Annotated in this window: 16 protein-coding genes; 12 read left to right on the plus strand and 4 right to left on the minus strand. The window is 58.5% G+C overall.

Features of this window, described 5'->3' with window-relative positions; translation table 11 throughout:
• Window positions 1–18: 18 nt before the first annotated feature.
• Both SC318_RS14070 and SC318_RS14075 read right to left on the minus strand, forming a co-directional pair.
• Window positions 19–1,194, minus strand: a complete 1,176-nt coding sequence (locus SC318_RS14070) for a sensor histidine kinase (RefSeq protein WP_320427259.1) — start codon at window positions 1,192–1,194, stop codon at window positions 19–21.
• 5 nt (window positions 1,195–1,199) lie between these two features.
• Window positions 1,200–1,889, minus strand: coding sequence for a response regulator (locus SC318_RS14075; RefSeq protein WP_124386058.1), 690 nt, complete (start codon window positions 1,887–1,889; stop codon window positions 1,200–1,202).
• A 97-nt stretch (window positions 1,890–1,986) separates the two neighbouring features.
• On the opposite strand from SC318_RS14075, the gene SC318_RS14080 reads away from it, so the two are divergent.
• From SC318_RS14080 to SC318_RS14100, 5 genes are all read left to right on the plus strand, one after another.
• Window positions 1,987–3,468 (plus strand): efflux transporter outer membrane subunit, encoded by a 1,482-nt coding sequence (locus tag SC318_RS14080; protein WP_320427260.1) that lies wholly within the window; start codon window positions 1,987–1,989, stop codon window positions 3,466–3,468.
• Window positions 3,465–4,277 (plus strand): MipA/OmpV family protein, encoded by an 813-nt coding sequence (locus SC318_RS14085; protein WP_320427261.1) that lies wholly within the window; start codon window positions 3,465–3,467, stop codon window positions 4,275–4,277. The genes SC318_RS14080 and SC318_RS14085 overlap by 4 nt, the downstream gene beginning before the upstream one ends.
• A 16-nt stretch (window positions 4,278–4,293) precedes the next feature.
• Complete coding sequence (locus SC318_RS14090; protein ID WP_320427262.1) at window positions 4,294–5,412, plus strand: efflux RND transporter periplasmic adaptor subunit; 1,119 nt, start codon at window positions 4,294–4,296, stop codon at window positions 5,410–5,412.
• Window positions 5,409–8,492: an efflux RND transporter permease subunit gene (locus tag SC318_RS14095; protein ID WP_320427263.1), complete on the plus strand. Its 3,084-nt coding sequence runs from the start codon at window positions 5,409–5,411 to the stop codon at window positions 8,490–8,492. The genes SC318_RS14090 and SC318_RS14095 overlap by 4 nt, the downstream gene beginning before the upstream one ends.
• Window positions 8,493–8,886: 394 nt before the next feature.
• Entirely contained in the window at window positions 8,887–9,630 is a 744-nt protein-coding gene (locus SC318_RS14100) for a haloacid dehalogenase type II (RefSeq protein ID WP_320427264.1), read from the plus strand.
• A gap of 112 nt (window positions 9,631–9,742) precedes the next feature.
• On the opposite strand, the gene SC318_RS14105 is transcribed toward SC318_RS14100, so the two are convergent.
• On the minus strand, window positions 9,743–11,308 hold the full coding sequence (locus SC318_RS14105) for a PucR family transcriptional regulator (protein ID WP_320427265.1): 1,566 nt from the start codon (window positions 11,306–11,308) through the stop codon (window positions 9,743–9,745).
• A gap of 418 nt (window positions 11,309–11,726) precedes the next feature.
• Here SC318_RS14105 and SC318_RS14110 point away from each other — a divergent pair, with 418 nt between their 5' ends.
• The 4 genes from SC318_RS14110 to SC318_RS14125 all read left to right on the plus strand — a co-directional run bounded on the left by SC318_RS14110 (window position 11,727) and on the right by SC318_RS14125 (window position 14,978).
• On the plus strand, window positions 11,727–12,056 hold the full coding sequence (locus SC318_RS14110; protein ID WP_320427266.1) for a tRNA-binding protein: 330 nt from the start codon (window positions 11,727–11,729) through the stop codon (window positions 12,054–12,056).
• A 75-nt stretch (window positions 12,057–12,131) separates the two neighbouring features.
• Window positions 12,132–12,851, plus strand: coding sequence for an L-azetidine-2-carboxylate hydrolase (locus SC318_RS14115; RefSeq protein ID WP_320427267.1), 720 nt, complete (start codon window positions 12,132–12,134; stop codon window positions 12,849–12,851).
• A gap of 238 nt (window positions 12,852–13,089) precedes the next feature.
• Window positions 13,090–14,373, plus strand: a complete 1,284-nt coding sequence (gene gabT / locus SC318_RS14120) for a 4-aminobutyrate--2-oxoglutarate transaminase (protein ID WP_320427268.1) — start codon at window positions 13,090–13,092, stop codon at window positions 14,371–14,373.
• Window positions 14,374–14,495: 122 nt separating this feature from the next.
• Complete coding sequence (locus tag SC318_RS14125) at window positions 14,496–14,978, plus strand: Lrp/AsnC family transcriptional regulator (RefSeq protein ID WP_124386048.1); 483 nt, start codon at window positions 14,496–14,498, stop codon at window positions 14,976–14,978.
• Between the two features lie 20 nt (window positions 14,979–14,998).
• On the opposite strand, the gene SC318_RS14130 is transcribed toward SC318_RS14125, so the two are convergent.
• Window positions 14,999–15,904, minus strand: a complete 906-nt coding sequence (locus SC318_RS14130; RefSeq protein ID WP_320427269.1) for a 2-hydroxyacid dehydrogenase — start codon at window positions 15,902–15,904, stop codon at window positions 14,999–15,001.
• Between the two features lie 244 nt (window positions 15,905–16,148).
• On the opposite strand from SC318_RS14130, the gene SC318_RS14135 reads away from it, so the two are divergent.
• The 3 genes from SC318_RS14135 (at window position 16,149) to SC318_RS14145 (ending at window position 19,414) form a co-directional block, all read left to right on the plus strand.
• The gene (locus SC318_RS14135; RefSeq protein WP_320427270.1) at window positions 16,149–17,393 is read left to right on the plus strand and encodes a D-amino acid dehydrogenase; all 1,245 of its coding nucleotides are present in this window, start codon (window positions 16,149–16,151) and stop codon (window positions 17,391–17,393) included.
• 115 nt (window positions 17,394–17,508) lie between these two features.
• Window positions 17,509–17,868, plus strand: coding sequence for a tautomerase family protein (locus tag SC318_RS14140; RefSeq protein WP_320427271.1), 360 nt, complete (start codon window positions 17,509–17,511; stop codon window positions 17,866–17,868).
• Window positions 17,869–17,938: 70 nt separating this feature from the next.
• Window positions 17,939–19,414 carry an NAD-dependent succinate-semialdehyde dehydrogenase gene (locus SC318_RS14145; protein ID WP_320427272.1) on the plus strand — a complete coding sequence of 492 codons (1,476 nt, stop codon included), beginning with the start codon at window positions 17,939–17,941 and terminating at the stop codon, window positions 19,412–19,414.
• Window positions 19,415–19,491 lie beyond the last annotated feature (77 nt).

The following is a 19,491-nucleotide window of genomic DNA, read 5'->3' on the forward strand; positions in this document are numbered from 1 at the left end:
GGGCAGCAAGCCATGCAATCACAGCGGAAACTCAGCCCTGACCAGGGTCCCGCCTTGGGGGCAATTGCTTGCGGTAATTGTCCCACCATGGGCCTGACAGATGGCACGGGCAATGGACAGGCCCAAGCCACTGCCACCGGAATACCGGGCCCTGGAACGCTCTGCCCGCCAGAAACGGTCGAACACGCTGTCCAGGTGTTGCGCCTCGATGCCGGGGCCGCGGTCACCGATTTCAATCACGACCCGATCATGAATTCTGTGCGCCATGACGTTCAATTCGCCACCGCCCCCCGCGTAACGCAGCAGGTTATCGAACAGGATGTTCAGCACCTGCCCCAGGCGATCACGATCGGCATGGATATGAAGCCCATCTGCAATGCTGAGGTGCGTTTGAACATGAGCCTCATCCAGTTGCGGCTGGAACCAGGCCAGCCGTTCGGCAAGCAAGGCGGCCAATGAAAAATCGCTGCGCTCCAGCACCAGCCGCCCCGCCCTGGCCATCGACAACAGGTGCAGGTCATCCACCAGTTTTCTGAGTTGGTCAAGCTGGCGCTTGACCATGCCTAACTGCACGGCATCGCTCGGAAACACCTCATCAAGCATGCCCTGAACCCGCCCCATCGCCGCATTCAACGGCGTGCGCAGTTCGTGAGCAATGACCGCGCTGGACTCGCGCACATCACGCTCGTAGCGCTCCAGTTGCGTGGTCATGCTGTTGAAGTCGCTGACCAACCGTTGCAGCTCGTCGGGCGCTTGCTTGTGAGGTGGCAGGCGGGTGAGGAAATCCCCCCCGGCAACGCGCCGTGCACCCTGAGCAATCGCTGAGAACTGGCTGGACAACGGTCGCGAAAACCACATGCCACAGACAATGATGATCGGGATAGCAGCCATCACCAGACAAGCCAGAATCAGCCAGTCGCGGTTGGCCATGTCCGGCTGGAAGAACTCCACCGGATAGTATTCGGCAACCAGCTGGCGCAAGCGTGTCTCGTTGAGCTGCGGCTCGGCGCGCAGCTGCAGCAACTCCTCGCGCGCCGCCGGCGGCAAGTGCTGCAAAAAATACCGGTCTGACAGCCTGAAGTTGATCCACATGCAGAGGGCGATCACCACCACCGCGCCGATCGCCAACAGGCTCATGCGCATGCCGACCCAGCGCCACAACGGTTTGTCGTTGCCTCGTGATTTCTCAAGCATGTTGCTCACCTGAACCGATAGCCAATGGAGCGCACCGTCACCAGCACACCCGCGATGCCCTGGCTTTCAAGCTTGCGCCGAAGATTATGCACGTGTGCGTCCACCACGCGGGCCAACGCTTCGCTGTCCGGCAGGCAGATTTCGAGCAGTTCATCGCGGGTGAAGGCTTTCGAGGGCGTCTTGAGCAACGTGACCAGCAGTTTGAATTCCGTGGGTGTCAGGTCCAACAGCTGCGGTTGCCCATCACCGCGTTCAATGGCAGCGGTAAAGGCAATGAGGTCGACCCGCAGGTTTTCATAGCGCAGCAGTTGCTCCACCGGTTGGCTGCCCGCGGTACGCCGCAACACGGCGTGCACCCGCGCCACCACCTCGCGTGGACTGTAGGGCTTGACCACATAGTCGTCGGCGCCATAACGCAAGGCACCCAGTTTTTCCGGCTCGTCGCCCATGGCCGTGACCATGATCACCGGCGTGTCGCTGCTGCGACGTACGGCGGACAACACCTCGATGCCACTCAGGCGCGGCAGCATCACATCCAGCAGTATCAGGTCGGGCCGCCAGCTCTTGTGCAGGTCGAGACCGCGCTGGCCGTCTTCGGCCAATGCCACCTCAAAGCCGTCCCGCTGCAGATAGGCTTCCAGAATATTGGCGCTGTCGGCGTCGTCTTCGACGATAAGGATACGTTTTCCAGACACAAATACGCCTCTTGATGAAACCTTGATAATTCACGAACGGTTTATTGAAAGTCCGCTGCCAGTATTGCCTTACGCCTGACTTTCGCGAACCGATCCTATGCCGACCACTGCATCGCTGTCCAAGCCTATCAAGCTGCCTGAACGCCTCGGCGCGGTTTTGCTGCTGGTCGGCATGTTGACTGGTTGCTCACTGGCTCCGGCGTACCAGGCGCCCGCGCTGCCGGTGCCGAACGACCTGCACGGCGGCCCGGAAACGGGCGCGCCATCGGCCATGACCAACGCGGTAGAGCGGCTTACCGAAGAAGAAAAACAGCTGCTGATCGGGCTGGACTCATCGGCGCAGCTACCCCGGTTGGTTGATCAGGCCCTGAACTACAATCGGGACCTGCGCCTGGCGTTATTGCGTGTCGAGCAGGCTCGCGCCCAGTACGGCATTTCCCGCGCCGATCGCTGGCCAACGGTGGCACTGGGGCTGCAACGCAACCGCCAGCGCTTGCACGACAAGGCTGCCGACGAGCGTTACGGCCAGGACATCGCGGTGGCCTCCGTAGGCGTGTCGGACTTCGAGCTGGATTTTTTCGGCAGGGTTCGCAGCCTGGCCGGCGCGGCGCAGCATGACTACCTGGCGACACACTACGGCGCCCTGGCCGCGCGCAAGGCGCTGATTGTGGAAGTGGCACGTTTGTATTTGCAGGAACGCTTGCAAGCAGGCGTGCAGGCCGACATGCAGTCCATCTCCGACGAGCAAAACCATCTGCTGGGCCTGCTCGTCGGCCAGCAAAAGGAAGGCCTGGTAGCCCAGGACACGGTCGATACCCAACGCATGGAGGTTCATCGAGCTACGCGGCAATTGCAGGATGCAAGCGCCGACCACGAGCGCGCATTGCAGGCGCTGTCATGGGTCACCGGTTATCAGGTCGCCCCTACTGCGCAGGCCACACAAACCCCCGCCATCGACCTCGGCACTCCGCCATGGCTGGTCGAACTGCCGTCACAGCGACTGTTGCAGCGGTTCGATGTGCGCCAATCCGAAGAAGCGCTGCGCGCAGCGAATGCCAACATCGGTGCCGCGCGTGCGGCGTTCTTCCCCTCGATCACCTTGAGCACCGGTGCAGGCATAGCCAGCCCGCACTTGAGCAGCTTGTTCTCATCCGGCAGCGGCGCGTGGTTGTTCACACCGCAACTGAACCTGCCGCTGTTCGACGGGGGCCGTAACCGGGCCAACCTTGACTTGGCCACTGCGCGCCAACAGTCAGCTGTCGCCCAATACGAAAAAACCGTGCAGGACGCCTTCCGCGAAATCGCCGACCTGTTGAGCCAACGCCAACAAGCCTTGGCCAACGCCACCACGCAAATCGATCTGGCAGCGTTGACCGCATTAAAGGCCAAGCGTCTCGACCAGCAGATCGCCGCCGGTGCGGCGGCACGTTCGGAGCACCCGACGGCTGCCATTCGCCTGGCTGAATCGGCCACTGAATTACGCAAGGCCACCTACCAATTGCTGTTCAACCGCCTGGTGCTGTATCGCGCGCTGTCCGGCGCACCGTTGTTTTCCTCCGCAGAAAGGGTTTCACCATGAACTTGACCGCCCCCCCTACCCGCGCCGTGCTATGGAGCGCCGCCCTGCTTACATGCTGCACGCTCATGACCAACGCACAGGCGGCCGATGCCAGCCCCGCAGCCGACGCGACCACGGCTACCCTGGGACTCGGCATGGGCGTCACGCCGCGCTACATGGGCGCCGACCGTTACCGCGCCCTCGTGCTGCCGATGTTCAGCATCCAGCGCGGCGTGCTGTTTGCCGACACCACACGAGGCGTCGGCGTGCAGTTTCAGTCCGACAGCGGCTTTGCCGCCAGCGCGGCAATCAACTACGACCTGGGCCGCAAGGAAAAGGACAGCAACACACGCCCGGGAGATCGAGAGCTGAGCGGCATGGGCGATATCAACGGCGCCACCGTCGCCGACTTCACCCTCAGCCAGCAACTGCTTGACTGGCTGTCGGTCAGCGGCGAAGCCGAACTGCGCATGGCCGGCGAACATCGCGGCAACCGCTACCGATTCGGCCTGGAAGGCATCCTGTATCACGCAGGCAGCGACACCCTGGTCCTGGACATCGACGCTCACGCCGGTGACGGCCGCTACAACCAGACCTTCTTCGGCGTCACCCAGGCACAGAGCCAACGTTCCCTCTACGGGCGATACGACACCGACGCCGGGATCTACGCCTACTCCGCCGCCTTGAACTGGCAGCACAGCCTGGACGCGCACTGGTCGACGCTCGCCAGCCTGACGTTGACCCAGTACGCCGACCAGGCCCGCAACAGCCCGCTGGTCAGGCGTGAGAGCGCCGGCCTGGGCATGTTCGCCATCAACTACACCTTCTGATAACGAGGCGTCCGGCATGCAGGGTTTTGCTCAGTTGTTTCGTCCTTGGGGCCCTCCCCTGATGCTCGGTGTTGCCTGCCTGATGGTGGCGGCCTGTTCGCGCGAGGAAGCTGTGCCGGAGCCGGCTGTAAGGTCGGTAAAAGTCGCCACCGTACACGCCGCAGGGGCCGATACCGCGCCGTTGACGGGTGTGGTTCGCCAACGCCAACGCGCTGCCCTGGCCTTTGAAGGTGCGGGCCGATTGATGGTGTTGAATGTCGACGTCGGCGATGCGGTGAAACAAGGCCAGGTGCTGGCGAGCCTGGACACGGCCGCCGTCCGGTTACGCCTGAAACAGGCGCAGGCCACTTTATTCGCTGGCGTGGCACAAGCCGACGAGCGCAAGCGCAACAAGGTTCGCCAGCAACAGCTGTATGCCCAGGGCAGCGTGGCGGCCAGTGCTGTGGAACAAGCCGAAGCAGCCTGGCAGCAGGCCGTCGCACAGCAGGCCGCCGATGAGGCGGCTCTGGACCTGGTGCGGCGCGATCAACGCCAGGGCCAGTTGATTGCGCCATTTGACGGCCGTGTCGTGGCAAGACCCGCGCAGCTGTACAGCGAGTTATCGGCAGGCCAAGTGGTGATGGAGCTGGAAGCCAGCGGCGCGTTGCAGGTCATCGTGCAAATCCCGGTGGAGCAGGCCGCCGGCCTCAAACCTGGCGACCACGCCGTCGCAGCCGACCCGGCCGCGCCTGGCTCCACCCTGCCGCTGGTACTGGAGGGCTTGTCGACGCGTGCGCAGAATGGCCTGTTGCAAAGCGCACGTTTTCACCTGAACGCCCACGACATCGTGCTCCCCAGCGGCATAAGCCTCAACGTGCGGTTGGCGGACCCCGCCCCGCTCGCGCTGACCATTCCTACCCAGGCCCTGCGCATGGGCGGTGATGCCGGCCAGGTGCAGGTATTCGTCTATGACCCAGCCCAGGGCAAGGTCGCCCTGCGTGACATTACGATCGGCCTGATCGATCAGGGCCGTGTCGCCATCGACAAAGGCCTCAAAGGCGGCGAACAGGTGGTCGTCACGGGCGTCGCGTTTCTCACTGACGGCCAGCCCGTCAACCTGCTCTCGCCCACCAGCCGTTTGAGCACATCCGAATGATCAACCTGACCCGTCATGCCCTGGGTGCGAGCCGCCTGACGCTGTTCACCGCCCTGCTGATTCTGCTGGCAGGCGTGGCAACGTTCCTGAGCTTCCCGACCCAGGAAGAACCCTCGGTGACCATCCGCGACGCACTGGTGAGTATTCAGTACCCCGGGCTGCCCAGCGAACGTGCCGAAGAACTGCTGGCGCGTCCAACGGAAGAAAAACTGCGCGAGCTGTCGCAGATCAAAAACATCGTGACCACCATCCACCCCGGCAGCGTGGTGATCCAGGTGACGGCTCGCGATGAAATCAAGGACCTCGGGGTGCTGTGGCAACAGGTACGCAATAAAGTCGCCGAAGCGGGTCCCGGCTTTCCGCCGGGCGCCCAAGGCCCGTTTGTCGACGACAATTTCGGGCGCGTCGCTGTCGCCTCCATTGCCGTCACGGCGCCGGGCTACAGCATGAGCGAGATGCGCGGGCCGTTAAAGCGCCTGCGCGATCAATTGGGCGGACTACCCGGCATTGGCCAGGTCACCTTGTACGGTATCCAGGACCAACAGCTATCGATTGATTTCAACCCGCAGCGCCTGGCGGGCCTGGGTTTGTCTCCCCAACAACTGTTCCAGCAATTGCAGCAACAGAATGTGCTGGCGCCAGGCGGCATCGCCGACATTGGCGGGCAGATCACCACCCTCACCGTGACCGGCGAACTGCTCAGTGTGGATCAACTGCGCGAGTTGCCCATCCAACTGCCTGACTCAAGTGGCGGCGCGCAAAGCGTACCTCTAGGTGCCATAGCGCAGGTGTCGGTGATGGCTGCCGATCCACCCCAGACCGCCGCGGTTTACCAGGGCCAGGACGCGGTGGTGCTGGCGGTATCCATGGCTGCCGGGCAGAACATTCATCAGTTCGGCGCAGCCTTGCGCGCGCGTTTGGCGCAGCTGGAACAGCAACTGCCGCTAGGCTTTTCGGCGCATATGGTGACGTTCCAGGCCGATGTGGTCGATCAGCAAATGGCCAAGATGAAGCATGTGATGATCGAGACCGTGGTCATCGTCATGGCCGTGGTCATGCTGTTCCTGGGCTGGCGCACCGGGCTGGTGGTGGGCGCCATCGTACCGCTGACCATTCTGGGTACGTTGATCGCCATGCGCATGCTGGGGGTGGAGCTGCAAACCGTATCGATCGCCGCGATCATCCTCGCACTCGGCTTGCTGGTGGACAACGGTATTGTGATTGCCGAGGACATCGAACGCCGGTTGCATGCCGGTGAGGAACGGCGCCTGGCCTGCGAAGAAGCCGGACGCACCCTGGCAATACCGTTGTTGACCTCATCGCTGGTGATCGTGCTGGCCTTCTCGCCGTTCTTTCTTGGCCAGACCAGCACCAATGAATACCTGCGCTCATTGGCCATCGTGCTGGCACTTACCCTGCTCGGTTCGTGGTTACTGAGCATCACGGTGACGCCGTTGTTGTGCCTGTATTTTGCCAAAGCTACGCGCCACGAGGCGTCAGGGGGCAACTACGACAGCGGTTTTTACCGTGGCTATCGGGCCATCATCTGCCGGGTGTTGCGGCACAAGACGCTGTTTCTGATGGCCATGCTGGTGCTACTGGCTGCCGCCCTCTTCGAACTGATGCGTGTGCCCTATGACTTCCTGCCCCAGTCGGACCGGTTGCAGTTTCAGGTGCCCATCACCCTGGAGCCCGGCAGCGGCTCGCGCAAGACCTTGCAAAGCGTGCGCGAGATCAGCCTGTGGCTGAGCAAGGAACCGCAGGTGGTCGACAGCATCGGCTACGTGGGCGATGGCGGGCCGCGTATCGTGCTGGGCCTCAACCCGCCGTTGCCGGCACCGGAAACCGCTTACTTCACCGTCAGCGTCAAGGCGGGGACGGATATCGAAGCGGTCATGGGCAATATGCGTCGCTATCTGCTCAAACAACACCCTGAGCTGCGCGCCGAGCCCAAACGGTTTTCCCTGGGAACCACCGAGGCCGGTGTCGCCATTTATCGTGTGATTGGCCCGGACGAGAACCGACTGCGCTCGCTGGCCGGCCAGATTGAGAAGGCTCTGCGTAACGTGCCGGGCACGCTGGATGTGCGCGATGACTGGAGCACGCGCGTGGAGCGCTATACCGTCGAGGTCGATCAACACCGCGCGCGCCGTGCCGGGGTGGACACCCAGGCCGTTGCCCAGGCCTTGCAACTGCACTTCGGCGGCGTTCAGGTATCGTCGCTGCAGGATAACGAAACCCGCGTACCCCTCGTGGTGCGCGAACCCGCTGTGACCAACCACGACTCGCCGGATCTGCGCGGCATTCTGGTCTATCCGGCCGACGGCTCGACGCCTTTGCCCCTGACGGCCATTGCACACATCGCCGCGTCTAGCGAACCCTCCACACTGATCCGCCGCAATCAGGAACGCAGCATCACCGTGGTCGGGCACAACCCTTCTCTGACTGCCACCTCCATTGTCGAGCAACTGGCGCCACAGGTGGCTGCGCTGGCCTTACCGCCGGGCTACCGCATCGAGTTGGGCGGCGAAATCGAGGACTCGGCAGACGCCAACCAGGCGCTGTTGCAGTACCTGCCCCACGCATTGATCGCCATGCTGCTGTTGTTCGTCTGGCAATTCAATTCGTTCCGCAAGCTGCTGATCGTGGTCTCGGCAATCCCCTTTGTATTGATCGGTGTTGCGGTCGCGCTGTTGATCACCGGCTACCCGTTTGGCTTCATGGCCACGTTCGGCCTGTTGTCCCTGGCGGGGATCATCGTCAACAACGCCGTGTTGCTGCTGGAACGAATCGAGGCGGAAATCCACGATGGCCTGCCGGTGTATGAGGCGGTGGTGAGCGCGGCCGTGAAACGTCTGCGCCCCATCGTCATGACCAAGTTGACCTGCATCATCGGGCTGATCCCGCTGATGCTGTTTGCCGGGCCACTGTGGGAAGGCATGGCGATCACGCTGATGGGTGGGCTCGCACTGGGAACATTGGTGACGCTGGGGTTGATCCCTGTGCTTTATGTGTCGCTGTTCAACCCTGGTACCGAGCGCCTGGCGTCACGTAAATCGGGCAGCGAGCGCACGCCATAATCGGGCGAGACAAGGGAAAGAATCGCTCTACTTTCCTATTATTTCTAGGTAATACCTTCAAACGCGCAGCGTTATCATGACCCATTAGTACTTTTGCCCGCTCCACGACAACCACCATCGAAGTAAAGGTGCGCCTATGTGTCTCAAGACTTGCTGGGTCATGTGTTGGATCAAGGTCCGTGTAAAAGAAAGACAAGCGGCCGGCTTGAAGGCACAGGAAGCACCGGTCCGGCGCGCGTGCAGCGTAGGCAGTCCTCACGCGCAGCTGTGCACCTGGTGATGCGAGCCGACTGACAGGGTATGCTCGGCCAGAGGGTCTTTGTTGAGGTGGGACCAACTTCAGGATGAGGCTGACCAACAACCATTCCCGCTGCCTATTTATGAGAGGTTGAGCATGAAACTGACAGATTTCGAGGTCCTTAGCTTCGACTGCTACGGCACATTGATCGATTGGGAAAGCGGCATATTCAATGCGTTGAAGCCGCTGGTACTACGCTCGGGAAAAAACCTTACTCGCGATCAGATTCTTGAGGTGTTCGGTCGGCACGAGTCCCCGCAGCAAAAAGCCACGCCGACGGCACTGTATTCAGATATTTTGCGCAAAGTGTACGACCGTATAGCGAAGGAATGGAAAGCCGAGATCGATGAACAAGAGCGCGAGGCGTTCGGAACGTCCGTCCAGCACTGGCCACCATTTCCCGATTCGATCAAGGCGCTCAGCTACTTCAAGCAGTACCATAAGCTTGCCATCTTATCCAACATTGACCGCGGTGAATTTGAGTTCAGTAAAGAGAAACTGGGCGTTGAATTCGACTGCGTCGTAACAGCTCAAGACGTCGGTTCCTACAAACCGGACCCCAAAAACTTTGCATACTTGATGGACGCCCTGGGGAAAATGGGGTTCGAAAAAAAATCGATCCTTCACGTCGCGGAAAGCCTGTATCACGACCACGTACCGGCCAACGCGGCTGGACTTGCGAGCTCATGGATCCATCGTCGCCACGGCAAAGAAGGCTTTGGCGCGATTCATGTCCCGGCCACTGAAGCCACCTATAATTTCCGTTTTATCAGCTTGGCAAAAATGGTCGAGAGCCATAAAAAACTGATCACGGAAAAGACAGGCAACGTGATTGTCTGATCTGCTGCAATGCCGCGAGTAAAAGCGTTATGGCCAAGCGTCAAACATCCCATAGGAAACGAGGCCCAGGGTGAATGACCGCCCATTCTGGATACCGATTCGATGCGGTTTATCACTCGTCATGCTCCAAGCGATACATTTCTGCAGCGACTTGAATTTGAAACCGCGACTCCGGATTTTCCAGTGAGATGTCCAGCAGTTTTTCGATACGCGCTAAACGGTATCGCAAGGTGCTGATATGTACCTCCAGCACTTTGGCGGTGTTGGCCAGTTGAAAACCTTCGCTGGATAATGCGCATACCGTCTCCAGTAGCATAGTGCCGTTCTTTCGATTGGCCAGCGGCTCGATCAACCGCTGAATCAGCATCCCCCTGGCTTTCTTATCGCCCATCAAGGCACGGGGAAACAGAACCTCGTTGAAGACATGAAGACGTCCAGGTCGCAATAAGGGCACTAACGCCGCCACATCTTCGGCCCCTTGAGCCATGCCTGAAACGCCTCGATGCACCCGGCTGACTGCCATCGCTCCCCCTTCGTGACGCAACTGTTTCCAGATCGTCTCCGGTGCGAGCGTCGCCGGGATGATGAAGCTGATCTGGTTCAGCGACACTGAAATCAACGGAGAAACGCTGCTTGAAATCATTAAATTGAAAATGCGCGCGGTTTTTTCCTTGCGCCGTTTGAAGCCTTCCAGGCTGAGCGGGATAGGTTCGTCCAACAGCACCAGGCATATCCTGTAATCACGAGTTTCACTCCACCCCGATACCAGTGCTCTCTCGATAGCGCTCGGCGTTTCCGGGAATTTGCCCTCCAGCAGTCCCGCAACCAGTGCATGCCCCAGCCGAGTCTCCTGATCCAGCAACTCTCGCTGATGAGAAAGATGAAGCGCGGCAATTACCGCGGAGTGTTCAAGCGCTCGGGAATGCAGCTCTTCGAATTGATCCTTGGCGCTTTCCAGCCAAACGATACCGGCAACCTCTCCCTGCAGCCATATGGCACAGCCAAGCCTGAACCGCGGCCGGGTATCCGACAGGTTGATCGACAACGTCTGCGCTTCATCGAAGCGATGTTCCAGGGGACGTTCGGCGATGAATTTTGCAATCAGGTCGCGCTCGAACTGCTCGTTCGTGTCGATATCATGCTCGCTCAAAATGTCCCCCGACGCCGAGACCACCAGCGCGGACATCTCCAGTGCGCTGGCCAGCGCACTGCCCAGGCTATCGAGGTTATCGGCTTCGATGGCGGCCCGGGTCAACTTGCGATGGATCAAATCCGAACGCTGAATAATCTCGGTTTGCAAGTTGATGATCTTGGCCAGGATCTCTTGGGTGATTTCGCTGAAAGGCACCTCCCACGGCAACTCCAACAGCGGAAAGTTGCACTGCTCCGCTTGCGCGATGGTGGCTTCGGAAAAGTGTTCGCGAAAATGCGGCACCGCCAGCACTACACCAGCAAGCCCCAGGTCGTTGAGTGTTCGCACCAGTACCCGACTTTCCTCATCATCCCGGGGCCAGTTGTAGCCCGTGGTGAGCAGCACGTCCCCCACTTTCAACCATTGGGTGATATCGGGGTGATCGATAATATGAACCCAGGCAATTTGCCGATCCAGCCCATTGGCTCCGGCCACTACGGTGGCTTGCCGCAGGATGGTCTGCTCTAGTGCGGTAGATAGTTTCATTGCGTGTCCACGAGTGGAGGGTCGACTGAGGTGCGGCAGCAGCACGATTACGGGTGTATCGGGCATTTCACTTTAAACCGCACAAAAGCGCAGAAACACCTACCTACAATAGGACATATTCAGGAAAGCATCCTACTTTTCAAACCATTAACGCGGTTCCATCCCCCCTTCGCGCGTCGATGAGCCTTGCCAGAGATTGCCTGCGGTCGACCTGAACGTCAGGCCGACAGACGCCGAACCTGAAAACCCATCTTCTTCATGCATAAAGCAGGATAAACCTTCAAGTACCTGCTGCCTTTCGTAGGTGGATCGGCCATTTGACAGTTCCTATGATTGTGAAACGTAACAAAGGCCAACAGCGGGGAGCCGGTGCGGCAAGGCATCCGTGCAGACTCGCAATTAATGTCAGGAGTGATGTATGACGCCATACGAAGCATTTTCCAGTGTCGACATACGAATCGGCCAAGTGATCAAAGTTGAAGTAAACGATAAAGCAAAGAAACCGGCCTATAAGTTCTGGATCGACATGGGTGAGTTAGGTGTAAAAACCACCAGTGCGCAATACACCCGACTTTATTCGGCAGCGGAACTCGTGGGTGAATATGTTGTTTGCGTGGTTAATCTGGGGACGCGAAACATCGCGGGCTTTGCCTCGGAAGTACTGATGCTCGGCGCAGAAACAGCGCCTGGCGAGGTGGTATTTCTTAAACCGGAACGCACCGTTACGCCGGGACAAAAAGTATTTTAACGGCACACCGACGCCGATTGGCGTCGGTTTATAAAACACTACGTGATACCGATGACTACATTGAAAGGAAAAGCAATGAAACTTACTGACTTCACTACACTGTCATTCGATTGCTACGGCACCCTGATCGATTGGGAGACCGGCATTGTGAACGGCCTTCAGCCTTTGGCCGATCGCAGCGGCAAAGGGCTTGATCGCGAACAGATTCTGGAAGTATTTGGCCGTCATGAGTCACCCCAGCAGACCCTGACGCCTGGCGCTCTGTACCCCGTCATTCTCGCTGCGGTGTATGACCGTATTGCCACGGAGTGGGCGCTTGAGCCCATCGCCGCCGAACGCGAAGCGTTCGCGACGTCAGTCAAGGACTGGCCGACATTCCCCGACTCGGCAGAAGCCCTGCGTTACCTGAAACAGCATTACAAGCTGGTTATTCTTTCCAACATCGACCGCACTGAATTCAAGTTCAGCGAAGCGAAGCTAGGGGTTGAATTCGATCATATCGTGACGGCTCAGGATGTAGGTTCCTACAAACCGAACCCGAATAACTTCACTTACATGATCGACCTGTTAGCCAAGGCCGGCATCGCGAAAAGCGACGTTCTGCACACCGCTGAAAGCCTGTACCACGACCATGTTCCAGGCAAAGCTGCCGGATTGGCGGGGGCGTGGATTCATCGCCGTCATGGCAAGGAAGGTTTCGGTGCAACCCATGTACCGGCCACAGAAGCCAAGTATGACTTCCGCTTTATCAGCATGGCGGACATGGTCGAAGCCCATAAGAAACTGGTGGGCTGATAGTCGAGCGCCCTCGGCGGATGCCACGTAAACGTGGCATCAACTAAATCGCCCTCCACCGCCTCACTGGCCCCTGCGCATTTTATTTATTTTTTCTATTTTTAGATCGCCGTACTGCGCGAACTAAAGGAGGGCCGTCGCTTATTACCCAGCGCTGGCTATTTGTATCAACGGCGCCACCTGATAACTAGCGGCAGGCGCTACCTGTGCGAGTTGAACAATTAACGGAGTTTTTGGAATGAGTGATATTAATTCGAGCCCTGTTCTGGCAGCACGAGAAACTAACGTCTCTCGCGGCGTAGCATCGGCCCACCCGATCATTATCAGCCGTGCAGCCGGCAGCTATGTCTGGGATACCGATGGCAAGAAATACCTGGATTTCGTGGGAGGGATTGGCGTTTTGAACGTCGGTCATAACCACCCCGCCGTCGTCGATGCCATCAAGAAGCAAATCGACAGCTTTACTCACGTCTGCTTTCAGGTGGGCGCTTATCAACCATATGTCGAGTTGGCAGGCAAGCTGAACGCACTGATAGGCGCGGGCGAGCCCTATAAGTCCGTGTTCCTGACGACGGGTGCTGAAGCCGTGGAAAACGCCATCAAGATCGCCCGCAGCCACACCCGGCGCTCCGGGGTTATTGCCTTTCGCGGTGGCTTCCACGGCCGTACGCTGCTGGGGATCTCGCTGACCGGTTTCAGCCAACCGTACAAACAGAATTTCGGCCCTTTCGCACCTGACATTCATCACGCGACTTACCCCAATGAGTACCGCGGCGTCACGACCGAACGGGCACTTGCCTCACTTCAGGACATTTTCGACACTCAGATTTTGCCTGAGCGCGTGGCCGCCATTATTATTGAACCGGTGCTCGGCGACGGCGGTTTCGTGGCGGCCCCACCGGCGTTCATGCAAGCGCTGCGGGAACTGACTACACGTCACGGCATTGTGCTCATCTGTGATGAAATTCAAACGGGTTTTGGCCGCACCGGCAAGATGTTCGGGTTTGAGCATTCAGGCATCCAGCCCGACCTGATCACGGTTGCAAAAAGCCTGGCGGGCGGGATTCCGTTGTCCGGGGTCGTGGGTAAGGCAGACATCATGGATGCCCCTGCACCTGGCGGCTTGGGCGGTACCTACGGCGGTAACCCGTTGGGATGTGCCGCTGGCCTCGCGGTCCTGTCCATTTTCGCCAGCGAGAATCTGCTGGAGCGCAGCCAAGGTATTGGCCGGCAGTTGATGACTGGCTTCGAACGTTTAAAGAATCGCCATCCGCAGATTGGCGATGTGCGCACCCTCGGCGCGATGGCCGCGGTTGAGTTTGTCGTTGACGAAGGCACCAAAGCGCCCGACAGCGACCTTGCACAGAAAGTGATCGAGCAGGCGCGGTCGCGTGGGCTGCTGCTGATCAAATGCGGCGTCCACCGAAACATTGTGCGCTTTCTCTGCCCACTCAATACCTCCGAGAGCGATGTCGCGGCCGCATTGACTATATTTGAGCTGGCGCTGGAAGCCAGTATTTGATTCATCGCGCTCTTCGAGCGGAAATGAATCAGCATAAGTCGCCTCGGTTGGCGACTTTTGCATTGCAGCATCGACACCCCGTCATGCGCCGAGGGCGGCGCTCACCAGAGAGGCGAATGGAGATGCATGACCTGACCAGGCTTGACCGCATAGATATTTGCATTCTTGCCCAACTGCAAAAGGACAGTTCACTGACTAATGCGGCCCTTGCGGAAAGAGTCAACCTTTCACCAAGCCCTTGCTACATCAGGGTCAAACGCCTTGAGAAAAGTGGCTACATCTTGAGATATTCCGCAACCTTGAATATCGCCAAGATTGCGGACTCACTGACTATCTATTCCGAGATCGAGCTGGACCAGCATCGTAAGGAGAGCTTTCAGCGATTTGAAGCCGCCATTTGCAAATATCCCGACGTACAGGAATGTTACATGGTGACCGGGAAAATAGATTATGTGTTGAAGCTCATCTGCAAAAGCGTGGTTGAATATCAAGCCATCATGGATGAGCTATTACAAAGCGAATGCGGCGTTGCGCGATTCCATACGTTCTTTGTGACCAAGACAGTCTTTCGAAGAGAGGGCGTCGATTTACAGGCACTTCTGTAGTGCGCAAATGCCTTATAACCCTAGCGGGGCATGTGAGCGTCCATCGCCTTCAACGTGCGCTTCCACAGCTCGATGTAGGCCTCTTCGGTCATGTACGCGGCGTGCGGGGTCAGCGTTACATTCTGCGCATCACACCACGGATCATTCGCCTCAATCGGCTCCTGCCAGAACACGTCAAGCGCGGCGTGCCCGACCTGACCGGACTGCAGCGCCTGGGCAAGATCATCCTGATCGATCAACCCGGCGCGAGCGGTGTTGATTACCAGCGCTCCAGGGCTAAGCAGGCTCAGGCGCGAAGCATTGAGAAAGCCGGCGGTGTCGGCATTAAGGGCCAAGTGCAGTGAAACGACCTCTGCCCCGGCAAGCACCCGCTCTATGTCCGCCTCAAAATAGGCGGTATCGACCGGCGTACGATTCCACGCTGAAACGCACATGCCCAGTGCCGAGGCCATTTCGGCGTAGCAGCGACCGACCTCTCCGAAACCGATCACCGCAACCTTGCGACCTTTGAGTTGCATGCCGCCCCGTGGCAGCCATACGCCGCGAACGATGTCCTTGACCATTGGCCCCAACTTGCGGGCCGCCGCAAAGGTCAGCGCCATGGCATGTTCCGCCACCGCCGTACTGCCATAACCGGGGGTGGTACTCACGGCAATGTTGTTAGCCTTTGCCCATTCCAGAGGAAGGTATGCACCAGCACCGGTGCCCATGAAAACGATGGCTTTCAGATGCGGGCATGCAGCCAGGGTCTGTGCCGTGATGGCCGTGTGTTCGACCAACATGACCTGGGCGGTTTGACACAACGCAATGACATCCACGGCAGTCGGATCGCCAACATGTATATAAGTGTCTTGCGGGCTGACCAGGCGGCCGGACTCAAACAGGGCTTTAAGCTCAGGCGTACAGTCAATAAATACAGCGCTCATGAAATGACCTCCGTTAAAAGTCACTACAGACTAAGCCCGCCACGTCGAAAAAAATAACTTTAATACTGGGTTTAAAAGCGATTTTGCATCGTCGCGAATAATGTTTCGAATAAAAAATAATAAGCAGATGCGCATAATCAAATGGCATTGAAGTGTTCGGTTTATACCCGGCAATGCGCGCAATAAGCCATGGCCTGTCGTCACGGCCAAACGATAACGACGTAACCATTCAAAGGGTTTGATTATGAAAGTGTTGGTGCTGGGTGCAGGTCTTGCCGGGATTCCTTCAGCCTACTATCTGGCTCGGGATGGTCATGACGTCACGGTGATTGATCGCCAGTCCGCGCCGGCTATGGAAACAAGCTTTGCAAACGGAAGCCTGCTTTGCCAAGGCCACTCTTACCCGTGGGCAAGTCCTGCAGCGCCACGCATCATGATGAAATCATTTTTTCGAAATGACCAGGCATTGCGCATTGCGCCCAAGATAGACCCAAGAATGTGGTCGTGGCTCATCAAGTTTCTCTGCGAATGCCCAAGAGCGCGAGCAGACAAACACGCAGCCACTCGCCTGAGATTGGCGTCCTATTCTCAGGAGGTCATGAAAGAGGTGGTGAACGATACCCAAATCCAGTTCCATCACGTCGACAAAGGTCTTCTTTATGTCTATCGGACGCAACATTCGATGGAAGAAGGCTTGCGCCAGATGCGCGTCCTGGAGCAAGCCGGATTGAACATTGAAGTAGTATCCGCAGCACGTGTCGCACAGCTTGAGCCCGCACTCAAACCTGTCGCCGATAAACTGGTGGGAGGCGTTTACGTACCGTCTGACGGAACGGGCGACGCTCGGCTGTTCACCGCCGAACTGGCACGAGTGTGTGCCGAGCGCGGGGTCAAGTTCATGTTCAACACCCAAGTTCTGGGCCTGGATATCGACAACCGGAAAGTGCGCGCCGTCAGCACATCCAAAGGGGTGATCGCAGCAGACGCTATTGTCGTTGCCATGGGGTCTTACTCATCGATTCTACTGCGCAACCATGGGGTAAAAATCGATGTTTTTCCGGTCAAAGGCTACTCCATGACAGTCCCTATCGAACGGCCTGATGAAGCCCCGACGATGGGCGGGCTGGACGAGGACAATCTTTTGGCATATTCCGTGCTGGGAGATCGCTTGCGCCTGACCGCAACGGCGGAATTCACCGGCTATGACATGAGTATTTCACGCGACGACTTTCGCTACATGACCCAGGCCGCGAAAGACCTGTTCCCCACCATTGGCGATTACTCCAAGGCTGAGCTGTGGTGCGGCCTGCGCCCCGCTACACCGGACGGCAACCCGCTATTTGGCGCAACCCAAATCACCAACCTGTTCCTCAATACCGGCCACGGTTCTCAAGGATGGACCATGTCCTGCGGCAGCGGGAAGGTGACGGCCGATCTGATCGCGGGCCGCACGCCAGACCTGGACATCAGCGCGATGCTCTATCAATAAACACCGACCCTGCTGCCTGTCATAGGAGAGAACTGCCAGTTTTTCCTATGCCGTATTTGTAGTTCGAATTTACCGCGCGCTCTACTCTACAGATGAGTCGACCTGGAGGTTTGCCATGCCATTAGCTTTGATCGAAACCTGTCGCAAACGAACCGATGATGAAATAGAGCAACTGCTGCAGGCGGTCTACGAGGCGCAGTTGAATGCATTCAATGTGCCCGCATCAGATCGGCAGCTGCGGTATGTAGAGCACAACCCCAAGTGGTTTTTTACACCACCGGACAGTTCGGAAAACTTCATTCTTATTACGATCCAACTGTTTTCGGGGCGAACAGATGTTGCCAAACAAATGCTTTACCAAGAGATCATCAAACGCCTCGGTGCCTTAGGCATACACGAGATTGATATTTTTATCGGTTTAATTGAATCACCCCGTGAAAACTGGTGCATCCGCAATGGGCAGCCGGCGCCCTAGCGAGACTTTCGCGCCCGTTCAGGCACGCGGTACAGCGCGCTTGAACCGTCATTATTATTATGGAGGTAGCATGTCTTTCGTCATTGAAAACACCGAACTATTGCGCCAGATGAACTTCATCGACGGCACATGGTGCGATGCCCGGAGCAAACGTATCCTGCCGGTGCTCAACCCGGCCACTGGCGAGGTCTATGCCACCGTCCCCGACAGTGATGAGGTGGATGCCAAGGCTGCGGTTGACGCTGCGGCGGCGGCTTTCACCGGTTGGAAAAAGGTACCGGCGAAACAACGCGCCAACATTCTCAAGCGCTGGAACGACCTGATCCTGGCGAATGCCCAGGACCTGGGAAAAATCATTTCCTCGGAACAGGGCAAACCCCTGGCCGAAGGTGTAGGGGAAGTGGCTTACGCAGCCAGTTACGTTGAGTGGTTCGCTGAGGAAGCAACGCGTGCCAACGGAGAGATCATCCCGTCTCCGGCCACCGGACGGCGTATGGCTGCGCATAAAGAAGCCGTGGGTGTGATCGCGGCGATTACACCCTGGAATTTCCCGGCAGCCATGATTGCCCGTAAAATCGCGCCCGCCCTGGCGGCAGGCTGTACGGTGGTGTGCAAACCGGCGGCAGAAACGCCTCTGACGTCCCTGGCCCTGGTCAAGCTGGCCGAACTGGCCGGCGTTCCTCCCGGCGTCTTGAACATCGTTGTAACCTCCAGATCCAGGAGCGTCGCGGATGTGTGGTTGAATGACCCCAGGGTTCGCAAGATTACCTTTACCGGATCCACCCCCGTCGGTAAGCACCTGGCGCGGGCGTCCGCCGATACGCTTAAAAAGTTGTCATTGGAATTGGGCGGCAATGCCCCTTTCATCGTCTTCGACGATGCCGCGATTGATGACGCGATCGAAGGCTTGATGGTCGCGAAGTTCCGAAACGGCGGCCAGACCTGTGTGTGCCCCAATCGCATTTATGTGCAGGACGGCGTTTACGATGAATTCGTAGACAAGCTGACTGCACGTGTTGCAGCGCTGGTCGTTGGCCCTGCGACCAACCCGGCCTCGCAGATTGGCCCGATGATCAATGCCAAGGCCATCGAAAAGATCGAAAGTCACGTGGCGGATGCCGTCAGTCGCGGCGCGCGCGTGGCGACCGGTGGTAAACGCATCCAGTCGAAAGAGTGCGTGAGTGACACCTACTACGCACCTACCGTGCTGGTCGATGTGGATAAGGCCTCAAGGTGCTTCCTGGAGGAAACATTCGGTCCGGTCGCGCCGGTCACGCGCTTCACCACCGAGGCTGAAGTGCTGTTGTGGGCCAACGACTCCCCGTTCGGCCTCGCCTCTTACTTCTACACGACTGACCTGCGCCGGGTCACCCGGGTGGCCGAAGCACTCGAGTGCGGCATCGTAGGTATCAATGAGGGCGCCCTCGCGGCCGAAGCGGCCCCCTTTGGTGGCGTGAAAGATTCAGGTTATGGGCGCGAAGGCTCCACCCACGGTCTGGAAGAGTACATGCACATCAAATACACCTGCCAAGGCGGGCTGGACTGATCCTTCGCGCCTAACGGGCGCATTGCCGACCGCCGTGTCACGCGGTCGGTAACGGCAGGCCTCTGTCCGATAAAGCC

This window comes from Pseudomonas sp. MUP55 (genome assembly GCF_034043515.1).
GTDB lineage: Bacteria > Pseudomonadota > Gammaproteobacteria > Pseudomonadales > Pseudomonadaceae > Aquipseudomonas.